Origin of the sequence: Actinomyces sp. HMT 175 (assembly GCF_016694895.1) — a bacterium.
GTDB lineage: Bacteria > Actinomycetota > Actinomycetes > Actinomycetales > Actinomycetaceae > Actinomyces > Actinomyces oris.
In genome coordinates this window covers 2,222,015-2,237,865 of the sequence record NZ_CP068012.1, presented here as the reverse complement: position 1 = coordinate 2,237,865, position 15,851 = coordinate 2,222,015, and the positions used below count along the sequence as shown (strand labels likewise).

The 15,851-nt window shown below is 67.4% G+C and carries 13 protein-coding genes; 4 read left to right on the top strand and 9 right to left on the bottom strand.

Translation table 11 applies throughout. From position 1 onward, the window contains the following. Positions 1-42: 42 nt before the first annotated feature. The 4 genes from JJJ14_RS09410 to hisN form a co-directional block, all read right to left on the bottom strand. A complete protein-coding gene (locus JJJ14_RS09410; RefSeq protein ID WP_101558617.1) occupies positions 43-2,469 on the bottom strand; it encodes a tetratricopeptide repeat protein in 2,427 nt (808 codons plus the stop codon). 226 nt (positions 2,470-2,695) lie between these two features. Further along, positions 2,696-3,532, bottom strand: coding sequence for an undecaprenyl-diphosphate phosphatase (locus JJJ14_RS09405; protein WP_101558616.1), 837 nt, complete (start codon positions 3,530-3,532; stop codon positions 2,696-2,698). Positions 3,533-3,779: 247 nt separating this feature from the next. Continuing rightward, entirely contained in the window at positions 3,780-4,892 is a 1,113-nt protein-coding gene (locus JJJ14_RS09400; RefSeq protein WP_075373760.1) for an ATP-binding protein, read from the bottom strand. Between the two features lie 104 nt (positions 4,893-4,996). After that, entirely contained in the window at positions 4,997-5,890 is an 894-nt protein-coding gene (hisN, locus tag JJJ14_RS09395; RefSeq protein WP_060957515.1) for a histidinol-phosphatase, read from the bottom strand. Between the two features lie 270 nt (positions 5,891-6,160). Between hisN and JJJ14_RS12750 the strand changes: the two genes are divergently transcribed. Beyond that, the gene (locus tag JJJ14_RS12750) at positions 6,161-7,483 is read left to right on the top strand and encodes an NAD(P)H-dependent oxidoreductase (protein WP_201443970.1); all 1,323 of its coding nucleotides are present in this window, start codon (positions 6,161-6,163) and stop codon (positions 7,481-7,483) included. A 93-nt stretch (positions 7,484-7,576) separates the two neighbouring features. Beyond that, the gene (locus JJJ14_RS09385) at positions 7,577-8,071 is read left to right on the top strand and encodes a GNAT family N-acetyltransferase (protein WP_201443969.1); all 495 of its coding nucleotides are present in this window, start codon (positions 7,577-7,579) and stop codon (positions 8,069-8,071) included. Positions 8,072-8,153: 82 nt separating this feature from the next. Here the strand turns inward: JJJ14_RS09385 and JJJ14_RS09380 are convergent, their stop codons facing one another. The 4 genes from JJJ14_RS09380 to JJJ14_RS09365 all read right to left on the bottom strand — a co-directional run bounded on the left by JJJ14_RS09380 (position 8,154) and on the right by JJJ14_RS09365 (position 11,995). Next, the gene (locus tag JJJ14_RS09380; protein ID WP_201443968.1) at positions 8,154-8,705 is read right to left on the bottom strand and encodes an NAD(P)H-dependent oxidoreductase; all 552 of its coding nucleotides are present in this window, start codon (positions 8,703-8,705) and stop codon (positions 8,154-8,156) included. A gap of 46 nt (positions 8,706-8,751) precedes the next feature. Then, positions 8,752-9,774, bottom strand: coding sequence for a zinc-dependent alcohol dehydrogenase family protein (locus tag JJJ14_RS09375; protein ID WP_201445155.1), 1,023 nt, complete (start codon positions 9,772-9,774; stop codon positions 8,752-8,754). A gap of 283 nt (positions 9,775-10,057) precedes the next feature. After that, the gene (locus JJJ14_RS09370) at positions 10,058-10,924 is read right to left on the bottom strand and encodes an ABC transporter ATP-binding protein (RefSeq protein WP_201443967.1); all 867 of its coding nucleotides are present in this window, start codon (positions 10,922-10,924) and stop codon (positions 10,058-10,060) included. A gap of 3 nt (positions 10,925-10,927) precedes the next feature. After that, a complete protein-coding gene (locus tag JJJ14_RS09365; RefSeq protein ID WP_101558612.1) occupies positions 10,928-11,995 on the bottom strand; it encodes an ABC transporter substrate-binding protein in 1,068 nt (355 codons plus the stop codon). 188 nt (positions 11,996-12,183) lie between these two features. Here JJJ14_RS09365 and JJJ14_RS09360 point away from each other — a divergent pair, with 188 nt between their 5' ends. Both JJJ14_RS09360 and JJJ14_RS09355 read left to right on the top strand, forming a co-directional pair. Then, the gene (locus tag JJJ14_RS09360; RefSeq protein ID WP_236592790.1) at positions 12,184-13,167 is read left to right on the top strand and encodes a FecCD family ABC transporter permease; all 984 of its coding nucleotides are present in this window, start codon (positions 12,184-12,186) and stop codon (positions 13,165-13,167) included. Beyond that, entirely contained in the window at positions 13,164-14,279 is a 1,116-nt protein-coding gene (locus JJJ14_RS09355; protein WP_201443966.1) for a FecCD family ABC transporter permease, read from the top strand. The genes JJJ14_RS09360 and JJJ14_RS09355 overlap by 4 nt, the downstream gene beginning before the upstream one ends. Before the next feature lie 289 nt (positions 14,280-14,568). Here the strand turns inward: JJJ14_RS09355 and moeB are convergent, their stop codons facing one another. Beyond that, positions 14,569-15,816 carry a molybdopterin-synthase adenylyltransferase MoeB gene (gene moeB / locus JJJ14_RS09350; RefSeq protein WP_201443965.1) on the bottom strand — a complete coding sequence of 416 codons (1,248 nt, stop codon included), beginning with the start codon at positions 15,814-15,816 and terminating at the stop codon, positions 14,569-14,571. Between the last annotated feature and the right edge of the window lie 35 nt (positions 15,817-15,851).

Here is a 15,851-nt window from a genome sequence, read left to right as displayed (position 1 = left end):
GCCGCTATCGTATAAGTGCTCAACGGGGCAGGAGCAGAGTTCTTACGGCGCCTCGAAGAGCTTCTCCGCATCCTCAATTCTTCCAGCGGCGCGATAGGCGCCGGCGAGGTTGCTGCGCGAGGTGAGAGTGATGGGGTGAGCAGGTCCCAGAGTGCGGGTGCGGTCCTCGAGGTTCTGCTCGTACAGGGGGATTGCCTCGTCGAGCCTGCCCGCTTCCCGGTAGGCGCCGGCGAGCGTGCTACGCGAGGTGAAGGTGTCGGGGCGGTCGGGACCCAGAATGCGGATGAAGTCGGTGAGGTTCTGCTCAAACAGGGTGATGGTCTCGTCCAGTCTGCCAGCATCCCGGTAGGCGCCGGCGAGGCTGTGGCGTGAGGCCAAGGTTTCAGGGTGGTCGAGGCCCATGATGCGGATGAAGTCGGTGAGGTTCTGCTCCAACAGGGGGATGGCCTCGTCGAGCCTGCCAGCATCCCGGTAGGCGCCGGCGAGGCTGTGGCGTGAAGCCAAGGTTCCAGGGTGGTCGAGGCCCAGGGTGCGAGCGACGTCGGTGAGGTTCTGCTCGAAGAGGGGGATTGCCTCGTTGAGCCTGCCAGCATCCCGGTAGGCGACAGCGAGTCGGTTGCGTGCGGTGAGGGTGTCGGGATGGTCGAGGCCCAGGGTGCGAGCGACGTCGTCGAGGTTCTGCTTGAGCATGTTGACGGCTTCGTCGAGCCTGCCCGCATCCCGGTAAGCGCCGGCAAGCTGGTTGCGTGCGGTGAGGGTGTCGGGGCTGTTGGGGCCCATGATGCGCATGGCGTCTGCGAGGATCTGCTCCTTCAGGGTGATGGCCTCGTCGAGTCTGCCCGCTTCCCAGTAGGTGTCGGCGAGATGGTCACGCGCGGTGAGGGTGCTGCGGTGGTCGGGGCCCAAGACGCGGCTGCGGCCGCTGAAAACCTGCTCGTACAGGGTGATGGCCTCCTCGAGCCTGCCGGCTGCCCGGTAGGTGCCGGCGAGGTCGAAACGTGAGGTCAGGGTGCGGGGATGGTCGAGACCCAGGACGCGGATGGAGTCCTCGAGGATCTGCTCGTACAGGGCGATGGCTTTATCGAGCCTGCCCGCATCTCGGTAGGAGCCGGCGAGACTGTTGCGTGACGCCAGGGTGTCGGGGTGGTCGGGGCCCAAGGCTTCGCATGCCTGGGTCACGGAGTCAGCGAGACCAAGGGCCAGCTGCGACATCCCAAGGCTGGTCGCGTCGTGCAGTGTCTCGGCGAGCTTTGAAGACACCTGTGGCTCAGAAAACAATGACTGAGAGTAGTCCTGTGATGTGACTGAGAGAAACTGCTCGATGAGATGGTGGGTCTCGTCTCGCCGCTGTTCACCATCCTCTAGGCGGTCTACGTCAATCCCGCCGAGAAGTGTTGCAGCGCACCTACGCACCTCACCGAGCTTCTTCTGGTCATTCAGGTAGGTTTCCCGGTACACGTGTCCCTGGAGCCAGGGAATAATGGTCTTGTCGCCGTCGCTGGATTCTTGGATGACGGAAGCACTCTTCAGAACAGACAGAGTGTCGCGTACTGCATCGGAGTCGCCGTCGAGCCTCAAGAGCCAGTGAGTCGGCACTCCGGAAGCAGCCAGAAGGGACAGTGCGCCGAGGAGCGATACGGCGATCCTCGCCTGCTGAGGATGCTCGGTTCTGAGCTGCTCCAAGACCTGTTCATAGGCCATGAGCAGTGCGATGCCGACGGCGTCGGGGTAGTTGGCACCCTCGAGGTGACTGATGCGTGACTCGAGCGGGTGATGACTGAGCCTGTCAAGGTAGCCGGATAAGGCGTATCCACCCTGTTGTGCTGTCGCGGCGGCTTGGGTAATGGCGACAGGCACGTCGCCCAGCGCATCCGCGATCCGGTCAGCAGCTTCGCGGTGAGTGTCGCCAGTGTGCTCGCACAGGAGGGAGACCGACTGCTCCCGATCGAAGGCGCCCACCGCCAACCGCAGCCACCCCAGGCCGTCCCAGTCGAGATGACCCGTGGTGGTGATGAGGGTCCGAACTCCAGCACCGTCGGGGATGAGGTCCCTCAGGTCGTCGGGATTCTCCACGTTGTCGAAGACGAAGAGCCGGTCCGCCGCCTCTGCTGAGCGCAGCCGATCCAGGAGGCGCTGAACAATGACCTCCAGAGGGATGTTCTTCGGTGCGTCGATACCGATGCGCAGTGCGAACTCGTAGAGACCGGCAAGGATCTCCTTACGTGAGGCCGCATGAATCCACGCAACTAGGGGCCAGTCCTCCTCCTCGCACCTGGCCGCAATCGCAGCGGCCAGCCGAGTCTTACCGCTTCCGCGCATCCCCGTCAGCACTGTGCGAGGCTCGGCGCGAGTGAAGACGGCCTCGAAGAGCTCATCCTGTCCCTTCCGCCTGACGAAACCTGTGGCGACCGTCGGGCGACTGCCGAAGCGAATTGGCGTAGGAGAAGCGGATGGGTGTCGTGTGGTCATGCTACGAATCTCCCCGACGTCCTCAGCGGCTCGTGAGTCTGCGCTTACCCCAGGGGGTGGCCGCGCCGCCTATCGTACAAGCGGACGACAACGCTGGAACAGGATTCGTGCGGCGTCGGATCTCGATGCTGAGGAGCACAGAAATCACGTGGGGCAACGGAAGAATCCGTTGCCCCACGTGAAGAATGCCGGCGGAGGTGAACTGAGATCGGCGGCAAGGGCTCCGTCAGGCGGCGATGGTGCCGGCGGAGACCAGGGCGATGATGATGAGGCCCAGCAGCACGCGGTAGACGAGGAAGGACGTGAACTTGTTGGAGGACACGAAGCGCAGCAGCCAGGCGATGGTTGCGTAGGCGACGACGCCGGAGACGACGGTTGCGATGATGGTGGGCGTCCAGCCCACGGTGTTGCTGATGGTGCTGGCCTCCGTTGCGGCCTCCAGCAGTCCGGCCGCGACCAGGGACGGGATACCCATGTAGAAGGACAGGCGCGTGGCCGTCACCCGGTCGAACTTGAGGAAGAGGCCGGCGGAGATCGTCGCCCCGGAGCGGGAGATGCCGGGGAACACCGGGGCCAGAGCCTGGAATGCGCCGATGATGAGGGCGTCCTTGACGGTTACGTCCTTCATGCCCTTGGTGAGGTTCTGCTGGTGGTCGGCCAGCCACATGGCCCCCGACCAGATGATGAGGGCCCCGGCGATCACCCACAGGGAGCGGACCGGCCCCTCGATGAAGTCCTTGAACAGCAGTCCGACGGCGGCCACCGGGATCGATCCCAGGATGATGCCCCAGCCGAGCGTGTAGTCGGGGTCCTGGCGGGCTTGCTGGTTGCTCAGGCCCTTGAACCAGGCGGTGACGATGCGGACGATGTCGGCCCAGAAGTAGATGATGGCGGCGATGATCGCACCGACCTGGATGACGGCGGTGAAGGCGGTCATGCCGGCGGAGTTGATCTCGTAGCCGAGGAGCTTCTCGACGATGTTGAGGTGGCCGGTGGAGGACACCGGGAGGAACTCGGTGATGCCCTCGACGATGCCGAGGAGGATGGCGTGCAGCCAGTTCAAAGGGACTCCTGGGGTGGATGGATAGTGGACTCACGGCAGGTTACCGGCGCACGAGGTGGGGAAACGGCCGGGTCACTGTGGTACCCGCCGCAGCGGTGGCGGTTCAGCCGCGCGGCGACACCGGGGCAAAGGCCCAACTCTGCGGCCGCATATCAGTTTGTATCCCTTTTATAACGTCGGATGCGTGACAAGTCCAGCCCTTGCGACCTCCGCGTGTGGCTGAGGGGTGTCGGTCGGCGGTTGCGACTCACTCCATGACGAGGTGCGCTGCGTGCTCGCGCAGGTACTCGCGCAGATAGGGGGCGGCGAAGTCAACCTTGCCGTAGCCGGCAGTCTTGATGATTCCGGCGGCGAGCAGCCGGTTGCGGTAGACCGACACGTAGTTGACAGGGCGGTCCATGCGTTCGGCGATGTCGGCGATCTGTGACGGGCCGTCGTCCTTGGCCATGCACACGAGCATCGTGCGGTCGACGTCGGACAGGTCGCGCAGCGCCGGAGCGTGCACCAGGTTGCCGAGGCGCAGTCGGGCGGCGGTCGTTCCTGCTGCGACTGCTGGCTGGGTCACTGGGCCATCGCCGCTGTGTTTCCACACCTGATACCCCACGAGCTGGATCATGAATGGGTAGCCGCCGGTCGCGTTCGCGCACTCCTGAGCCAGGTCGTTGCTCAACGCCTTCTCGCCCGCGTCGAAGGTCGACTTCAGGGCCTCGCAGACGTCATCGATGGCCACCTCGCCGAGCTCGATCCGCTCGGCCCGGCGCAGGAAGGTGGTGATGTCGTCATTGAGGAGCTCCTCAACGGCCTTGGGGAGGCCTGCCATGAGCAGGCCGATAGGAGCCCCCTCACGAATGAGGTGCTGTACCTCTGCGGACAGCGCTCGCAGCTCCTCGCGCGGAATGGCGTGTACTTCGTCGATCGTGAGCAGCAGACCGGTGCCGTGTTCCGCGAGCCACTGGGTCAGTGCTCGCGCCTTCTGCCGCCAGGAGGGCTCAGGAGTGGGTGCGTGCTCGAGTGTTGCGCTACCGCCACCAAGCGGTGTGCTCAGGCTCAAGGAGGTCAACCGTGAGCGCTCCTTGCCGGCGAGCTGTGACAGCTGGCGAGTGAACTCGGCGGCGAGTCGGTCCATGAGGCCCTCGCGTGCGGTCTCATCAACGACTACCCAGCCGCGCTCTCGTGCCGAGTCTCCCAGAGCGGTGAGCATGACGGTCTTCCCGACGCCCCTGGCGCCAGTGATGAGTTCCAAGAGCCCAGGCGCTCCGGGGCCGTCGTCGAGGCTTTCCAGAAACTCCTCAATGACGCGGTTGCGGCCAACAAGCAACGGAGGCGTTGCGCCCGCTGTCGGTTTGAAGGGGTTGGCCATGTGTGATCGTCTCCACTTTTGCGCGTTTTAGATCTTTTAGATCTTTTATAACTTCGGGGCGCACTAGTGTCCAGCAGATGGGGTTGCGGCTCAAGCGGGCCGGCTCAGTCCGTCTCGGCGCTCAGGTGGTGCAGGGCGACGTCGTGCAGCAGCGAGTTCGTGGCCACGGCATTGCCCCCGAAGGGTCCGGGCTCGCCGTCCAGGGAGGTGAAGCGTCCGCCCGCCTCGGTGACCACGGGCACGAGCGCCGCCATGTCGTAGAGCTCGAGCTCGGGCTCGGCGGCCAGGTCGACGGCGCCCTCGGCCACGAGCATGTAGGACCAGAAGTCCCCGTAGGCGCGGGTGCGCCAGCACGACTGCATGAGCCCCAGCATCCCGCGCAGTCGCTTGGTCTGAGCCCACCCCGACAGCGAGGAGTAGGACATCGAGGCCCGGGTGAGGTCGTCGACGCCGGACACCGACAGTCGCCGCGCCGAGCTCAGGGAGCGCCCGGTCCAGGCCCCGCCGCCGGACACGGCCCACCAGCGCCTCCCCAGCGCGGGGGCCGAGACCAGCCCGACGACGCACTGGCCGTCCTCGATGAGGCCGATGAGCGTGGCCCACACCGGTACGCCCCGCACGAAGTTCTTGGTCCCGTCGATCGGGTCGATGACCCACTGACGCGAGGAGTGCCCGGTGGTGGGCAGCTCCTCACCCAGGACGGAGTCGCGCCCGCGCGCCCGCCCCAGCTGCTCGCGGATGACGCGCTCGGCCTCCTTGTCGGCCTCGGTGACCGGTGTGAGGTCCGACTTGGTCTCCACGGTGAAGTTGCCGGCATCGAAACGGGCCAGGGTGAGGCTGTCCACCTTGTTGGCGATCGTGTGCGCCAGGTGCAGGTCATCGCGCCAGCGCCGCTGCTTGGCCGGGGGTGCCGTCGGCGCGGGGGGCGCCGCTGCCGGTGAGGGCGCCGCGGGCGGTTCCGGAAAGACTGGGCGCTGTGGGCGGGGAGTCTCGCTCATGGCACCACGGTAACGGGGGAGCGGGCTCGGCGAGACCCCACCGTCGTCGGGCGCGCCACCCGGCAGACCGCCCGGCGCGTGCCGAGTCGTTATCTCGCCGTGAGATTCCAGGTGACGTCAGAGGTGCGGTGGAGGTGTGGGCGAGAGGTGGGTTTTTCTCGTTATATTGCGGAAGAACGGTGTCGGTCATCGCACGGATAGGTGCCTTCGATTTGGCGGCCCGTTATTGGTTCGTTACGCTGACGGGCATGACCCAACCCGGGAGGCTCAATGCAGCATAATGCCGGTTTTACCAGGGATGACGTCGTCACAGCGGCCCTTGAGATCGGTGTGGACCGGTTCACGATGGGCAAGGTGGCGCGTCGGCTCGGGGTGAGCACGGTTGATCTGGGACGCACCGTCAGCTCTCGTGACGACCTGCTCGTGGCTTGCCTGGAGCGAGTGTCCGCCGACGCCACACTGCCCCCCACCGGCCTGAGCTGGCAGGACTACCTGCGTCGGCTCTCCGACTCGCTGTGGGACGTGCTCGACGCCCATCCCGGCCTGGACCACACCCTCATCAACCTGGCCTGGGCCTACGTGCCCTTCATGTCCGTGGCCAAACGCGCCCACAACGCTCTCGTCTCCGGTGGCCTGCGCAGCGAGGACGCCTACCTAGCGCTCAACTACACCCTCTCGACGGTTCTGACCGCCCACCAGCAGGCGGTCGCCATGGCCGAGACCGTCGAGTCCGACCGTCATTCGGGCCGGAGCGAGCGCGGCATCGACGTCGCCACCCGCATGTGGGACGAGCGCTTCGGCGACTCGAATGCCGCCCTGGGCATGCGTGGGCCCAATGAGCTGCACAGTGGCGACGACGCCGATCGCGTCCCCTTCCGCCCCAAGGAGTCCTGGCTGGACCGCGGTGCGATGGCTCCCAAGCTGGAGGTCATCATCGGCGGCTTCTCCAGCCTGAGCGACGTCCTGTCCGGCGCCGGGAGCACCGGCGCCTCACGGGGGCCATCCCCCGCCTCACAGTCCAACGACACCAGGGAGTCCTCCGTGAACACTCTCGTACTCGTCTTCCACCCCAACATCTCCGAGTCCCGGGTCAACAAGGCCCTGGGGGCTGCGGCGGAGTCGCTCGGTGGCAACATCACCGTGCGCTACATGTACGACATCTACCCCGACTTCAACATCGATGTGGCCACCGAGCAGGCGGCTCTGCTGGGCGCCGACCGCATCGTGCTGCAGTACCCCATGTACTGGCTCTCCTGCCCGCCCCTGCTCAAGAAGTGGCTCGACGACGTCCTCACCTTCGGCTGGGCCTACGGCTCGACCGGCACGGCCCTGCACGGCAAGGAGCTGCTCCTGGCCGTCAGCGTCGGCGGCGCCGGCAGCGCCTACGGCCGCGAGGGCGCGCACATCTACACGATCCACGAGTTCCTGCGGCCCATGCAGGGAACCTCGCGAGTCATCGGCACCAAGTACGCGGTGCCCTTCCTGTCGGTGGGCGCGCTGGAGATCACCGATGAGGCCATCGCCCGCCGGGCGCAGGACTACGCCGCGGTCCTTCAGACCCCCGAGCTCCCGCTGCTCGATATCTTCGGCTGAGGTCCTTCAGCGGTCCTGAGCTACTGGGTCCCCGTCGGCGTAATGACCGGCGGGGACCCGGTGTAACTGTGGGGAGCGCCGTAGGATTTCGGCATGGTTGAGATCGTTGCGTACCGGCCGGAGCAGCGTCAGGCGCTGCTGGACCTGTCCCTGCGCGCCTGGGCTCCAGTCTTCCCACTCATGGAGCAGGACGTGCCCGCCTTCGTCTACCGCTCCTTCTACCCCGAGGGCTGGCGGCAGCGACAGTTCTCCGATCTTGCCGAGGTCCTCGACGGCGAGCCCGACGGCGTCGACGTCGCCGTCCTCGACGGTCGCCCGGTGGGCTGGGTGTGCACCCGTCTGCATCCCGAGGACAGGATGGGGGAGGTCTATATCGTCGTCGTCGACCCCGACTACCAGCGTCACGGCATTGGCCGTGCCCTCATGAACCACTCCATGGAGCGGGCCCGGGCCGCCGGGATGGCCATGGTGATGGTGGAGACCGGCGGGGACCTGGGGCACGCCCCGGCCCGCGCCACCTACGAGGGGCTCGGCTTCCAGCGCTGGCCGGTGGCGCGCTACTTCAAGGACCTGGCCGACGGCGACTGAGACACCCGTGAGACGCCCCGGGGGCCCAGACCGGCGAACCGGCCTGGGCCCCCGGGCATGTGGACGCTGCCTGCCGGCGGACTCAGCCGCGGAGGTCCAGAACCGGCAGGTTCGTGGACTGCAGGGTGGCGGCGTAGTCCTCAGCCCGCTGAGCCAGGGCCTCATCGGTGATGGTGAGGGTCCCGGTGGTGGTAAAGGGCTCGAGATAGGTCATCTGGACCATGTTCGCCGTCGCCTGGAGGGGCCGCAGCAGCTCGGTGAGCGTGTAGCCGTAAGAGGACTCGTGGCTGTAGGCGTCGCCGGGGCCACCGGTGCTCACAGCCACCAGCAGCTCCTTGCCGGCCAGGGCCTTACCGGTTGAGCCGTAGGCCCAGCCGTAGAGGAGCACGTCGTCCTGCCACTGCTTGAGCAGGGCGGGGGTGGAGTACCAGTACATGGGGAACTGGAGGACGACCCTGTCGGCGGCCTCCAGGGCGGTCTGCTCGGCGGCGACGTCGACCTTCTGGTCGGGGTAGAGGTCGTACATGTAGCGCACGGTGACGTCGTTACCGAGGGCCTCGGCCTTGGCCGCCAGGGGTCGGTTGGCGCGCGAGGTGGACATGTCGGGGTGGAAGACGAGAACGAGGGTCTTCATGAATGCTCCTGTTGTCAGACGATGATGGTGGGGTGTGCGGATCGGCTCAGGGCTCCAGGAGCACCTTGATGGCGCGGCGCTCGTCCATGGCCTTGTAGGCCTCGGGGGCCTCCTCCAGTGGGAGGCGCAGGGTGAAGACCTTGCCGGGGTTGATCTCGCGCTTGAGGATGCGGTCGATGAGGTCGGGCAGGAAGCGGCGCACGGGTGCGGGGCCGCCCAGCATGTGGATCTCGGCGGAGAAGAGCTGGTCGCCGGGCAGGGAGACGCCGTGGGCGACGCCCACGTAGCCGAGGTGCCCGCCGGGGCGGCAGGAGGCGATGGCCTGCATCATCGAGGTCTGGTTGCCCACGGCCTCGACGACGCCGTGCGCGCCGTAGCCGCCGGTGAGCTCCTTGACCTTCGCGGCGCCCTCGTCGCCGCGCTCGGCGATGACGATGTTGGCGCCGAACTCGCGGGCCAGGGCCGCCCGGTCCTCGTGACGGGAGAAAATGATGACCTTCTCAGCCCCCAGGGCCTTGGCGGCCAGGACGGCGGACAGGCCCACGGCGCCGTCGCCGACCACCGCGATGGTCTTGCCGGGGCCGGCCTGGGCTGCGACGGCCCCGAACCAGCCGGTTCCCAGGACGTCGGAGGCGGCCAGCAGTGAGGCGATGATCTCGGGGTCATCGGGCTTGCCGCCGGGAACGACGACGAGAGTGCCGTCGGCCTGGGGGACACGGGTGTACTCGGCCTGGGTGTCGCCCATGAAGCCACCGTTGGCGCAGCGGGACTGGAAGCCGTCCTCGCAGATCTCGCAGGTGTTGTCGCTGATGCAGAAGGAACCGACGACGAAGTCGCCGACCTTGACGCTGGTGACGTCGTCGCCGACCTCGACGACGGTGCCCACGTACTCGTGGCCCATGGGGCGTGCCTCCTCCACCGGGGAGATACCCCGGTAACGCCACAGGTCCGAGCCGCACACGCAGGCGGCCTCGAGCTTGATAACGGCGTCGGTGGGCTCGATGACGTGGGGGACATCGCGGTCCTCGACACGGACGTCACCGGCGGCGTGCATGACGACGCCGCGCATGGTGGTGGGCAGGGTGGGAGCAGAAGCAGTCACAGGTATGTCCTCACATCAGTTCTGGTTGATATGTGAAGACTAGGTGCGGGCCTTGGTGCGGGTCCACCGCCCAGCAGGTTGTGTCAGGGCAACCCTGCGGGGCCGTGGGGGACCGGTCCTGGTAGGTGAGGTTGGTGTGTATCGGCCCGAGAGCAGGCGAAGACCGGTGCCGGCGAGCGGGCATTCAGGCTCGCAGGCGGTCGCAGATGATCGCGCTCGGCCGAAGCCGGGGCGCGGGCAGCGCCGTTCCCTACCCGGCCTTGCTGCCCGACGCCGTGTCCCGGGTCTTGCGCGGAAGAGGCAGAACCAGCGGGGTCCCGGTGAGTGGGTCGGCAATGACCTGGACCTTCAGGCCGAAGACCTCCTCAACCATCTCAGCGGTGACGACCTCCTCGGGGCGGCCATGGGCCAGGATGCTACCGGCGCGCATGGCGATCACCTCGTCCCCGTAACGACAGGCCTGGTTGAGGTCGTGGAGCACCGCCACGATCGTGGTGCCCAGCTCGGCGTTCAGGTCCCGGCACAGCTCGAGGAGGTCCACCTGGTGGGCCAGGTCCAGGTAGGTGGTCGGCTCGTCGAGCAGGAGGATGTCGGTGCGCTGGGCCAGGGCCATCGCCACCCACACCCGCTGACGCTGCCCGCCGGAGAGTGCGGACACGTGCCGGTTGGCCAGGCCAACGACGTCGGTGCGCTCCATGGCCTCGGTGACGGCCGCGTCGTCGTCGGCCGACCACTGACGCAGGAGCGACTGATACGGGTAGCGCCCGCGCGCCACCAGCTCGTGGACGGTGATCCCGGGCGGGGCGATGGAGGACTGGGCCAGCATGCCCACTCGCCGGGCCAGCTTCTTGGGGGCCAGGGTGGCGATGTCGCGGCCGTCGAGGACCACCTGCCCGGAGCCCGGGGAGAGGACCCGGCTCATGGCGCGCAGCAGTGTGGACTTCCCGCAGGCATTTGGGCCCACGATCATTGTCACCGCGCCCGGGGTGATGGCCGTGCTCAGGTCCTCGATGACCGGATGGCTGGGGTGGTAGGCCAGGCGGATGCCCCGAACGCCCAGGCCCGCGGTGGGGACCTGGGCGTCTGAAGGAGCCTCCGATGAGACCGGAGCGGGCACGGACTACTTCTTCTTCGGCAGCGTGTCCGCCACCGTGGTCATGACGAGCCGTGCCGCGGTGGGGCCGGCGTTGAGGAAGAAGGCGTCGTCGTCAACGCGCACGGCGTGCTTGTCGTTGACGGCCTTGAGCCCCGCCCACAGGGGCATGGCGGTCAGCTCGGTGTTGTTCTTGTCCTTGTCCTTCTCGTCCTTCGGGGTCTTCTGCGCCCCGTAGAGGATCCAGTCGGCCTCTGCCTCAGCCAGCGTCTCGGAGCTGATGTCCTTGTTGCCGTTGTCGGTGAAGGTCTGGGTGCTGGGGCGGGCGACGCCCATGTCGGACAGGACCGAGCCGGCCAGCGAGACCGCCCCGAAGAGACGAAGCTTGTCGCTGGTCTTGCGCAGCAGGGAGACGGTGGGGTTGCCGTCAATGGCGGAGCCGGCTTTCTCGGCGTCGACCTGATAGGTCTCCATCCACTTCTTGGCGGTCTCCGGCTTGCCCAGGGCGTCGGCCACGAGGAGGAAGTCCTGCTTCCAGGCCTCACTCTTGCCCTGCGTGACGACGGTGGGCGCCACCTCGGACAGGGACTTGTAGAGGGTGTCGATATCGTCCTTGCCCGCCTGGTTGACAAGGATGAGGTCCGGGGACAGGTTGCCGATGTCCTCGACACTGGGGGACTTGCGAGAGCCGACGTCCTTGATCGCCCCCAGCTTGTCGGCCTGCTTGGGGAAGGCCTTCTTGAGGTACTCCGGGACCGTTGCGGCGCCGTCGCCCTTGGTTGAGCCGATCGGCACGATGCCCAGGGTCAGGGCGACGTCGAGCTGCCCGGTGGACAGGATGACGACCTTGGTGGGGGCCTTCTTGATCTCGGTGGTGCCCTTGAAGTGGACGACCTTGCGGGGGAAGACGTCGTCGGCCTTGCCTGAGCCCTTGCCCTCGGGCATGCCGGTGGGCACCGATGAGGTGGGCTTGGCCTTGGCGGTCGAGGAGGCGCTGGAGTCCGCCTTCTTACCGGAGCAAGCGGCGAGGACGGGGATGGCGGTGGCCAACCCTGCGAAGACGAGAGCGCTGCGGCGGCTGTAGTGGGATGTCATGGGCTTAGGCTAACCTAAGTCATAGCGTTTTTATCAAGAATCATCCTGAAGAAAGGTGGGGACGTGGCGGAGGTCGCTCGTCAGTCGCAGCCGGGAGCTCTGGCGTGATCGCCCGGTGGTGGGAGCGCCGCCGTGGCTCTGGTGAGAAGTCTGCCGGGACGTCCGCCCCTACGTCAGTGGGGGTCCCGGTGGGTGGGACCGTCCTTGTTCTCGGGGTGCTGTCGGTGCTTCTGTGCCTGGTGAGCCTGGCCATTGGGTCGCACAGTCTGACGCTGGAGGAAGTGGCCAGTGCCTTCGTGCCGGGGAGGACAACAGTCGCCTCGGTCATTGTCTGGCAGCTGCGGATGCCGCGGACTGTCCTGGCGGTCATGGTCGGCGCCGCGCTGGCCGTGGCCGGGGTCGTCATGCAGGGGCTGACCCGCAATCCCCTGGCCGAGCCGGGCATTCTCGGCATCAATGCCGGCGCGTCTCTGTCGGTGGTCCTGTCGATGTCTCTGCTGGGGCTGACAGATGTGAGTGACTTCCTCTGGTTCGCCTTCGCAGGGGCCGCCCTGGCCGCCTTCCTCGTCCATCTCATGTCGGTACGCAGGGCCGACGCCGGCCCCGCCAGACTCGTGCTGGCCGGGGTGGCCCTGGGGGCGAGTCTGCGGTCGATCACCGGGACCATCACGATGTACGACTCCGTCACCTTCGACTCCTATCGCTTCTGGGTTCTGGGCTCGCTGGCGGACCGGGATGCGGTACTGCTGGTGTGGGTGGCGCCCTTCCTCGTCGTCGGGCTGGTGCTGGCTCTGGCCTCGGGGCTCACGCTCAACGCCCTGGCGCTGGGGGAGGAGCAGGCCAAGGCGCTGGGTGTCAGCCCGAGGCGCGCTCGGGCGCTGGCACTGACCTCGATCACTCTGCTGTGTGGGGCGTCGACGGCGGCGGTCGGGCCGATCTCCTTCGTTGGGCTGGTGGTCCCGCAGGTGCTGCGGCTGGCCTTGGGGTCTGACCAGCGCAGGCTGCTGGCGGTCTCCCTCGTCGCCAGACCGGTCCTGCTGCTGGCCGCCGACGTCGTCGGGCGGGTCATCCTGGACTCCGGCGAGATGGAGGCGGGGGTCGTGACCGCATTCATCGGCGGTCCGGTGCTGCTGGTCATGGTCATCCAGCGCATGGGGGTGAGGGGACGATGAGGAGGGTTCGGGACGCGGCCGGTAGTCCGGCGTCGGAGACCGACGGTGTGCGCCTCGGGGCCCCGGCCTCTCAGCTGCGATGCCCCGTTGGAAGCCGCAGGGCCTTCCTCGTCCACCGGCGGGCCGCTGTAGTGACCGTGCTGGCGCTTGCTGCGGCGCTGGCCGTGGTGGCTGTCTCGGTGCTGTTCGGCGCCTACAACATCTCCGGGACCGACGCGCTGCACACACTGCTGACGGGATCTGGAAGCAGGATGGATCGCTTCTTCGTGCTCAACCAGCGGCTTCCGCGCGCGGTCGCAGCGGCGCTGGTGGGGGCGATGCTGGCGCTGTCGGGTGCTGTCTTCCAGAGCCTGTCACGAAATCCCCTGGGCAGCCCCGACATTGTGGGGTTCACGACCGGCGCCTCCAGCGGCGGGTTGCTCATGCTCCTGCTGGCGGCGTCGGCGAGTGATATCCAGGTCTCGGTGGGGGCGGTCCTCGGAGGCTTTGCGACCGCGGCGGTGGTTGCTCTTGTGTCGCGGCGCGGTGGCGTGGGCGGCGACAACCTGATCCTGACCGGGGTCGCCATCTCCGAGATGCTCTCGGCGGCCAACAGCTACCTCATCTCCCAAGCCAGTCTGCCTAGTGCCGAGACGGCCAAGGCCTGGCAGTACGGTTCCTTCAACGCGATTTCCTGGGGACAGGTCAAGCCCCTGGCTCTGGCTGCCGCGGTGCTGCTGATTCAGGTGGTGTGGCTCGTGCGGCCTGCGAGTCTGCTGGAGATGGGCGACGACGCCGCAACCAGCCTGGGACTGCCGGTCGGCAGAGTGCGCGGCGCGATGCTCGGCTACGGCGTCATGCTGGCGGCGATCTGCGTCGCAACGGCGGGCCCGATCGGTTTCATCGCCCTGGCCGCACCGCAGCTGGCGCGCCGGTTGAGCAGATCGGCTGGGATGACGATGATCGCCTCGGCGGCGATGGGGGCGCTGCTGCTGGGAGGGGCTGATTTTCTGGCGCAACGGCTGCTCAGCCCCTTCCAGATCCCGGTGGGCCTGGTCAGTGCGGCGCTGGGCGGGCTCTACCTCGTCTGGCTGCTCATGGCTCCCCTGGGGCGTGCGGAACGGGCCGGCTGAGGTTGTGGCAGAGAGGCAGAGTACGACCTGGTCCGTATCGTCACCTACCTCACCGACGACGCCGAAGAAGCCCAAGGCCACTAACCCCCAGCACACGCTCACACCACAGACCACCAGGCTCACTCCACAAGCGGTGTCACAATCGGCGACTTTTAAGAGCACCCCCTGGCCAATGGCCATCACTGTCCGGCACATATGCGCAGGTCAAAGCCCTACAGGCCCGGGCACGTCAGCCGTTGGACAGCCTAAAAGTCGCCAATCGTGACACCAAGGCCCGCTGATGCCGCGGTCAGGGTCGGCGAGAGCCCCAGGCCCTCATGCCGCCCTCAAGGTTGAGGAGCCGGCCGGGGTAGCCCGCCGCCTTCAGCGCCTCGATGGCGCGGGCCGAGCGCACCCCAGCGGCACACACCACCACCGTCAGCCGGCCCGGGTCGAGCTCGTCCATCCGTGCCACAACCTCGCGCAACGGAATGTGCAGCGCTCCTTCCATCGGCTCGAGCGCCACCTCGATGTCCTCACGAACATCCAGCAGCGCCGGCGGCACATCGCCCTCCAGGAGCCTCCTCAGCTCGGCCGCAGAGACACCCCCCGCTCCCGTCCCCAAGGCCTCACCCCCGGAGACGGGCTCCTGCGGCTGCGTGTCGGCCTCGGGAGTCCGGGGAACCAAGCAGGCATCAGCCTCCGTGACCAGTGCGGTGATACTCGGGTTCTTCCCGCACACCGGGCAGGCCGGGTTCTTCGCCACCGGAATCTCCCGAAAGCGCGCCCCCCAGGCGTCGAGCAACGCCAACCTCCCCAGCAGCGGCTGGGCGCCACCGATGACCAGTTTGAGCGCCTCGGCGGCCTGCATCGTCCCGATGATGCCGGGCAGCACTCCCAGCACCCCGGCCTCCGCGCAGGAGGGCACCGATCCCGCGGGCGGCGGGGCGGGATGCAGGCACCGGTAACACGGTCCCCGGCGCGCATCGAAAACCCCCACCTGCCCGTTGAACCCCAGTACCGCCCCGTGCACCAGCGGCAGCCCCAGCATGACGGCGGCGTCATTGACCAGGTACCGCGTGGGGAAGTTGTCCGTGCCGTCAATGACCACGTCCCAGCCGCCCAGAAGGCCCCGGACATTGTCTGCCGTCAACCGCCTCCGGTGGGCAACGACCTCAACGTCAGGATTGAGCGCCCTGATCGCCTCGGCCGCCGAGTCCACCTTGGGGCGCCCCACGGCCGCCGTGGCATGGATGACCTGGCGTTGCAGGTTGGACACGTCGACATCGTCGTCGTCAATGAGCCCGATCGTCCCCACCCCCGCGGCCGCCAGGTACAGGGCCGCCGGCGCCCCGAGCCCGCCGGCACCGATGAGCAGGATCCGAGACGCGCGGATGCGCTGCTGCCCCACGAGCCCCACCTGCGGCACAAGCGCATTGCGGTGGTAGCGCTCCAGCTCATCGCGGCTCAGCGGCCGTAGACGCTCCTCGGCAATCACCGACCCGCAGACGCCATCCAGATCGCTTCCCTCAACAGCGCTCACTTCGCCCTCCCTCATCTACACCCGGTCCTTCTCTCAACGTCTCAGTGCCG

Coding starts and splice junctions, on each gene's coding strand:
- hisN (WP_060957515.1), bottom strand. CDS start 5,890: ATGAGCGAGACTCCCCGCCCACAGCGCCCAGTCTTTCCGGAACCGCCC.
- JJJ14_RS09380 (WP_201443968.1), bottom strand. CDS start 8,705: ATGAAGACCCTCGTTCTCGTCTTCCACCCCGACATGTCCACCTCGCGC.
- JJJ14_RS12750 (WP_201443970.1), top strand. CDS start 6,161: ATGCAGCATAATGCCGGTTTTACCAGGGATGACGTCGTCACAGCGGCC.
- JJJ14_RS09355 (WP_201443966.1), top strand. CDS start 13,164: ATGAGGAGGGTTCGGGACGCGGCCGGTAGTCCGGCGTCGGAGACCGAC.
- JJJ14_RS09410 (WP_101558617.1), bottom strand. CDS start 2,469: ATGACCACACGACACCCATCCGCTTCTCCTACGCCAATTCGCTTCGGC.
- JJJ14_RS09385 (WP_201443969.1), top strand. CDS start 7,577: ATGGTTGAGATCGTTGCGTACCGGCCGGAGCAGCGTCAGGCGCTGCTG.
- JJJ14_RS09375 (WP_201445155.1), bottom strand. CDS start 9,774: ATGCGCGGCGTCGTCATGCACGCCGCCGGTGACGTCCGTGTCGAGGAC.
- moeB (WP_201443965.1), bottom strand. CDS start 15,816: ATGAGGGAGGGCGAAGTGAGCGCTGTTGAGGGAAGCGATCTGGATGGC.
- JJJ14_RS09365 (WP_101558612.1), bottom strand. CDS start 11,995: ATGACATCCCACTACAGCCGCCGCAGCGCTCTCGTCTTCGCAGGGTTG.
- JJJ14_RS09400 (WP_075373760.1), bottom strand. CDS start 4,892: ATGGCCAACCCCTTCAAACCGACAGCGGGCGCAACGCCTCCGTTGCTT.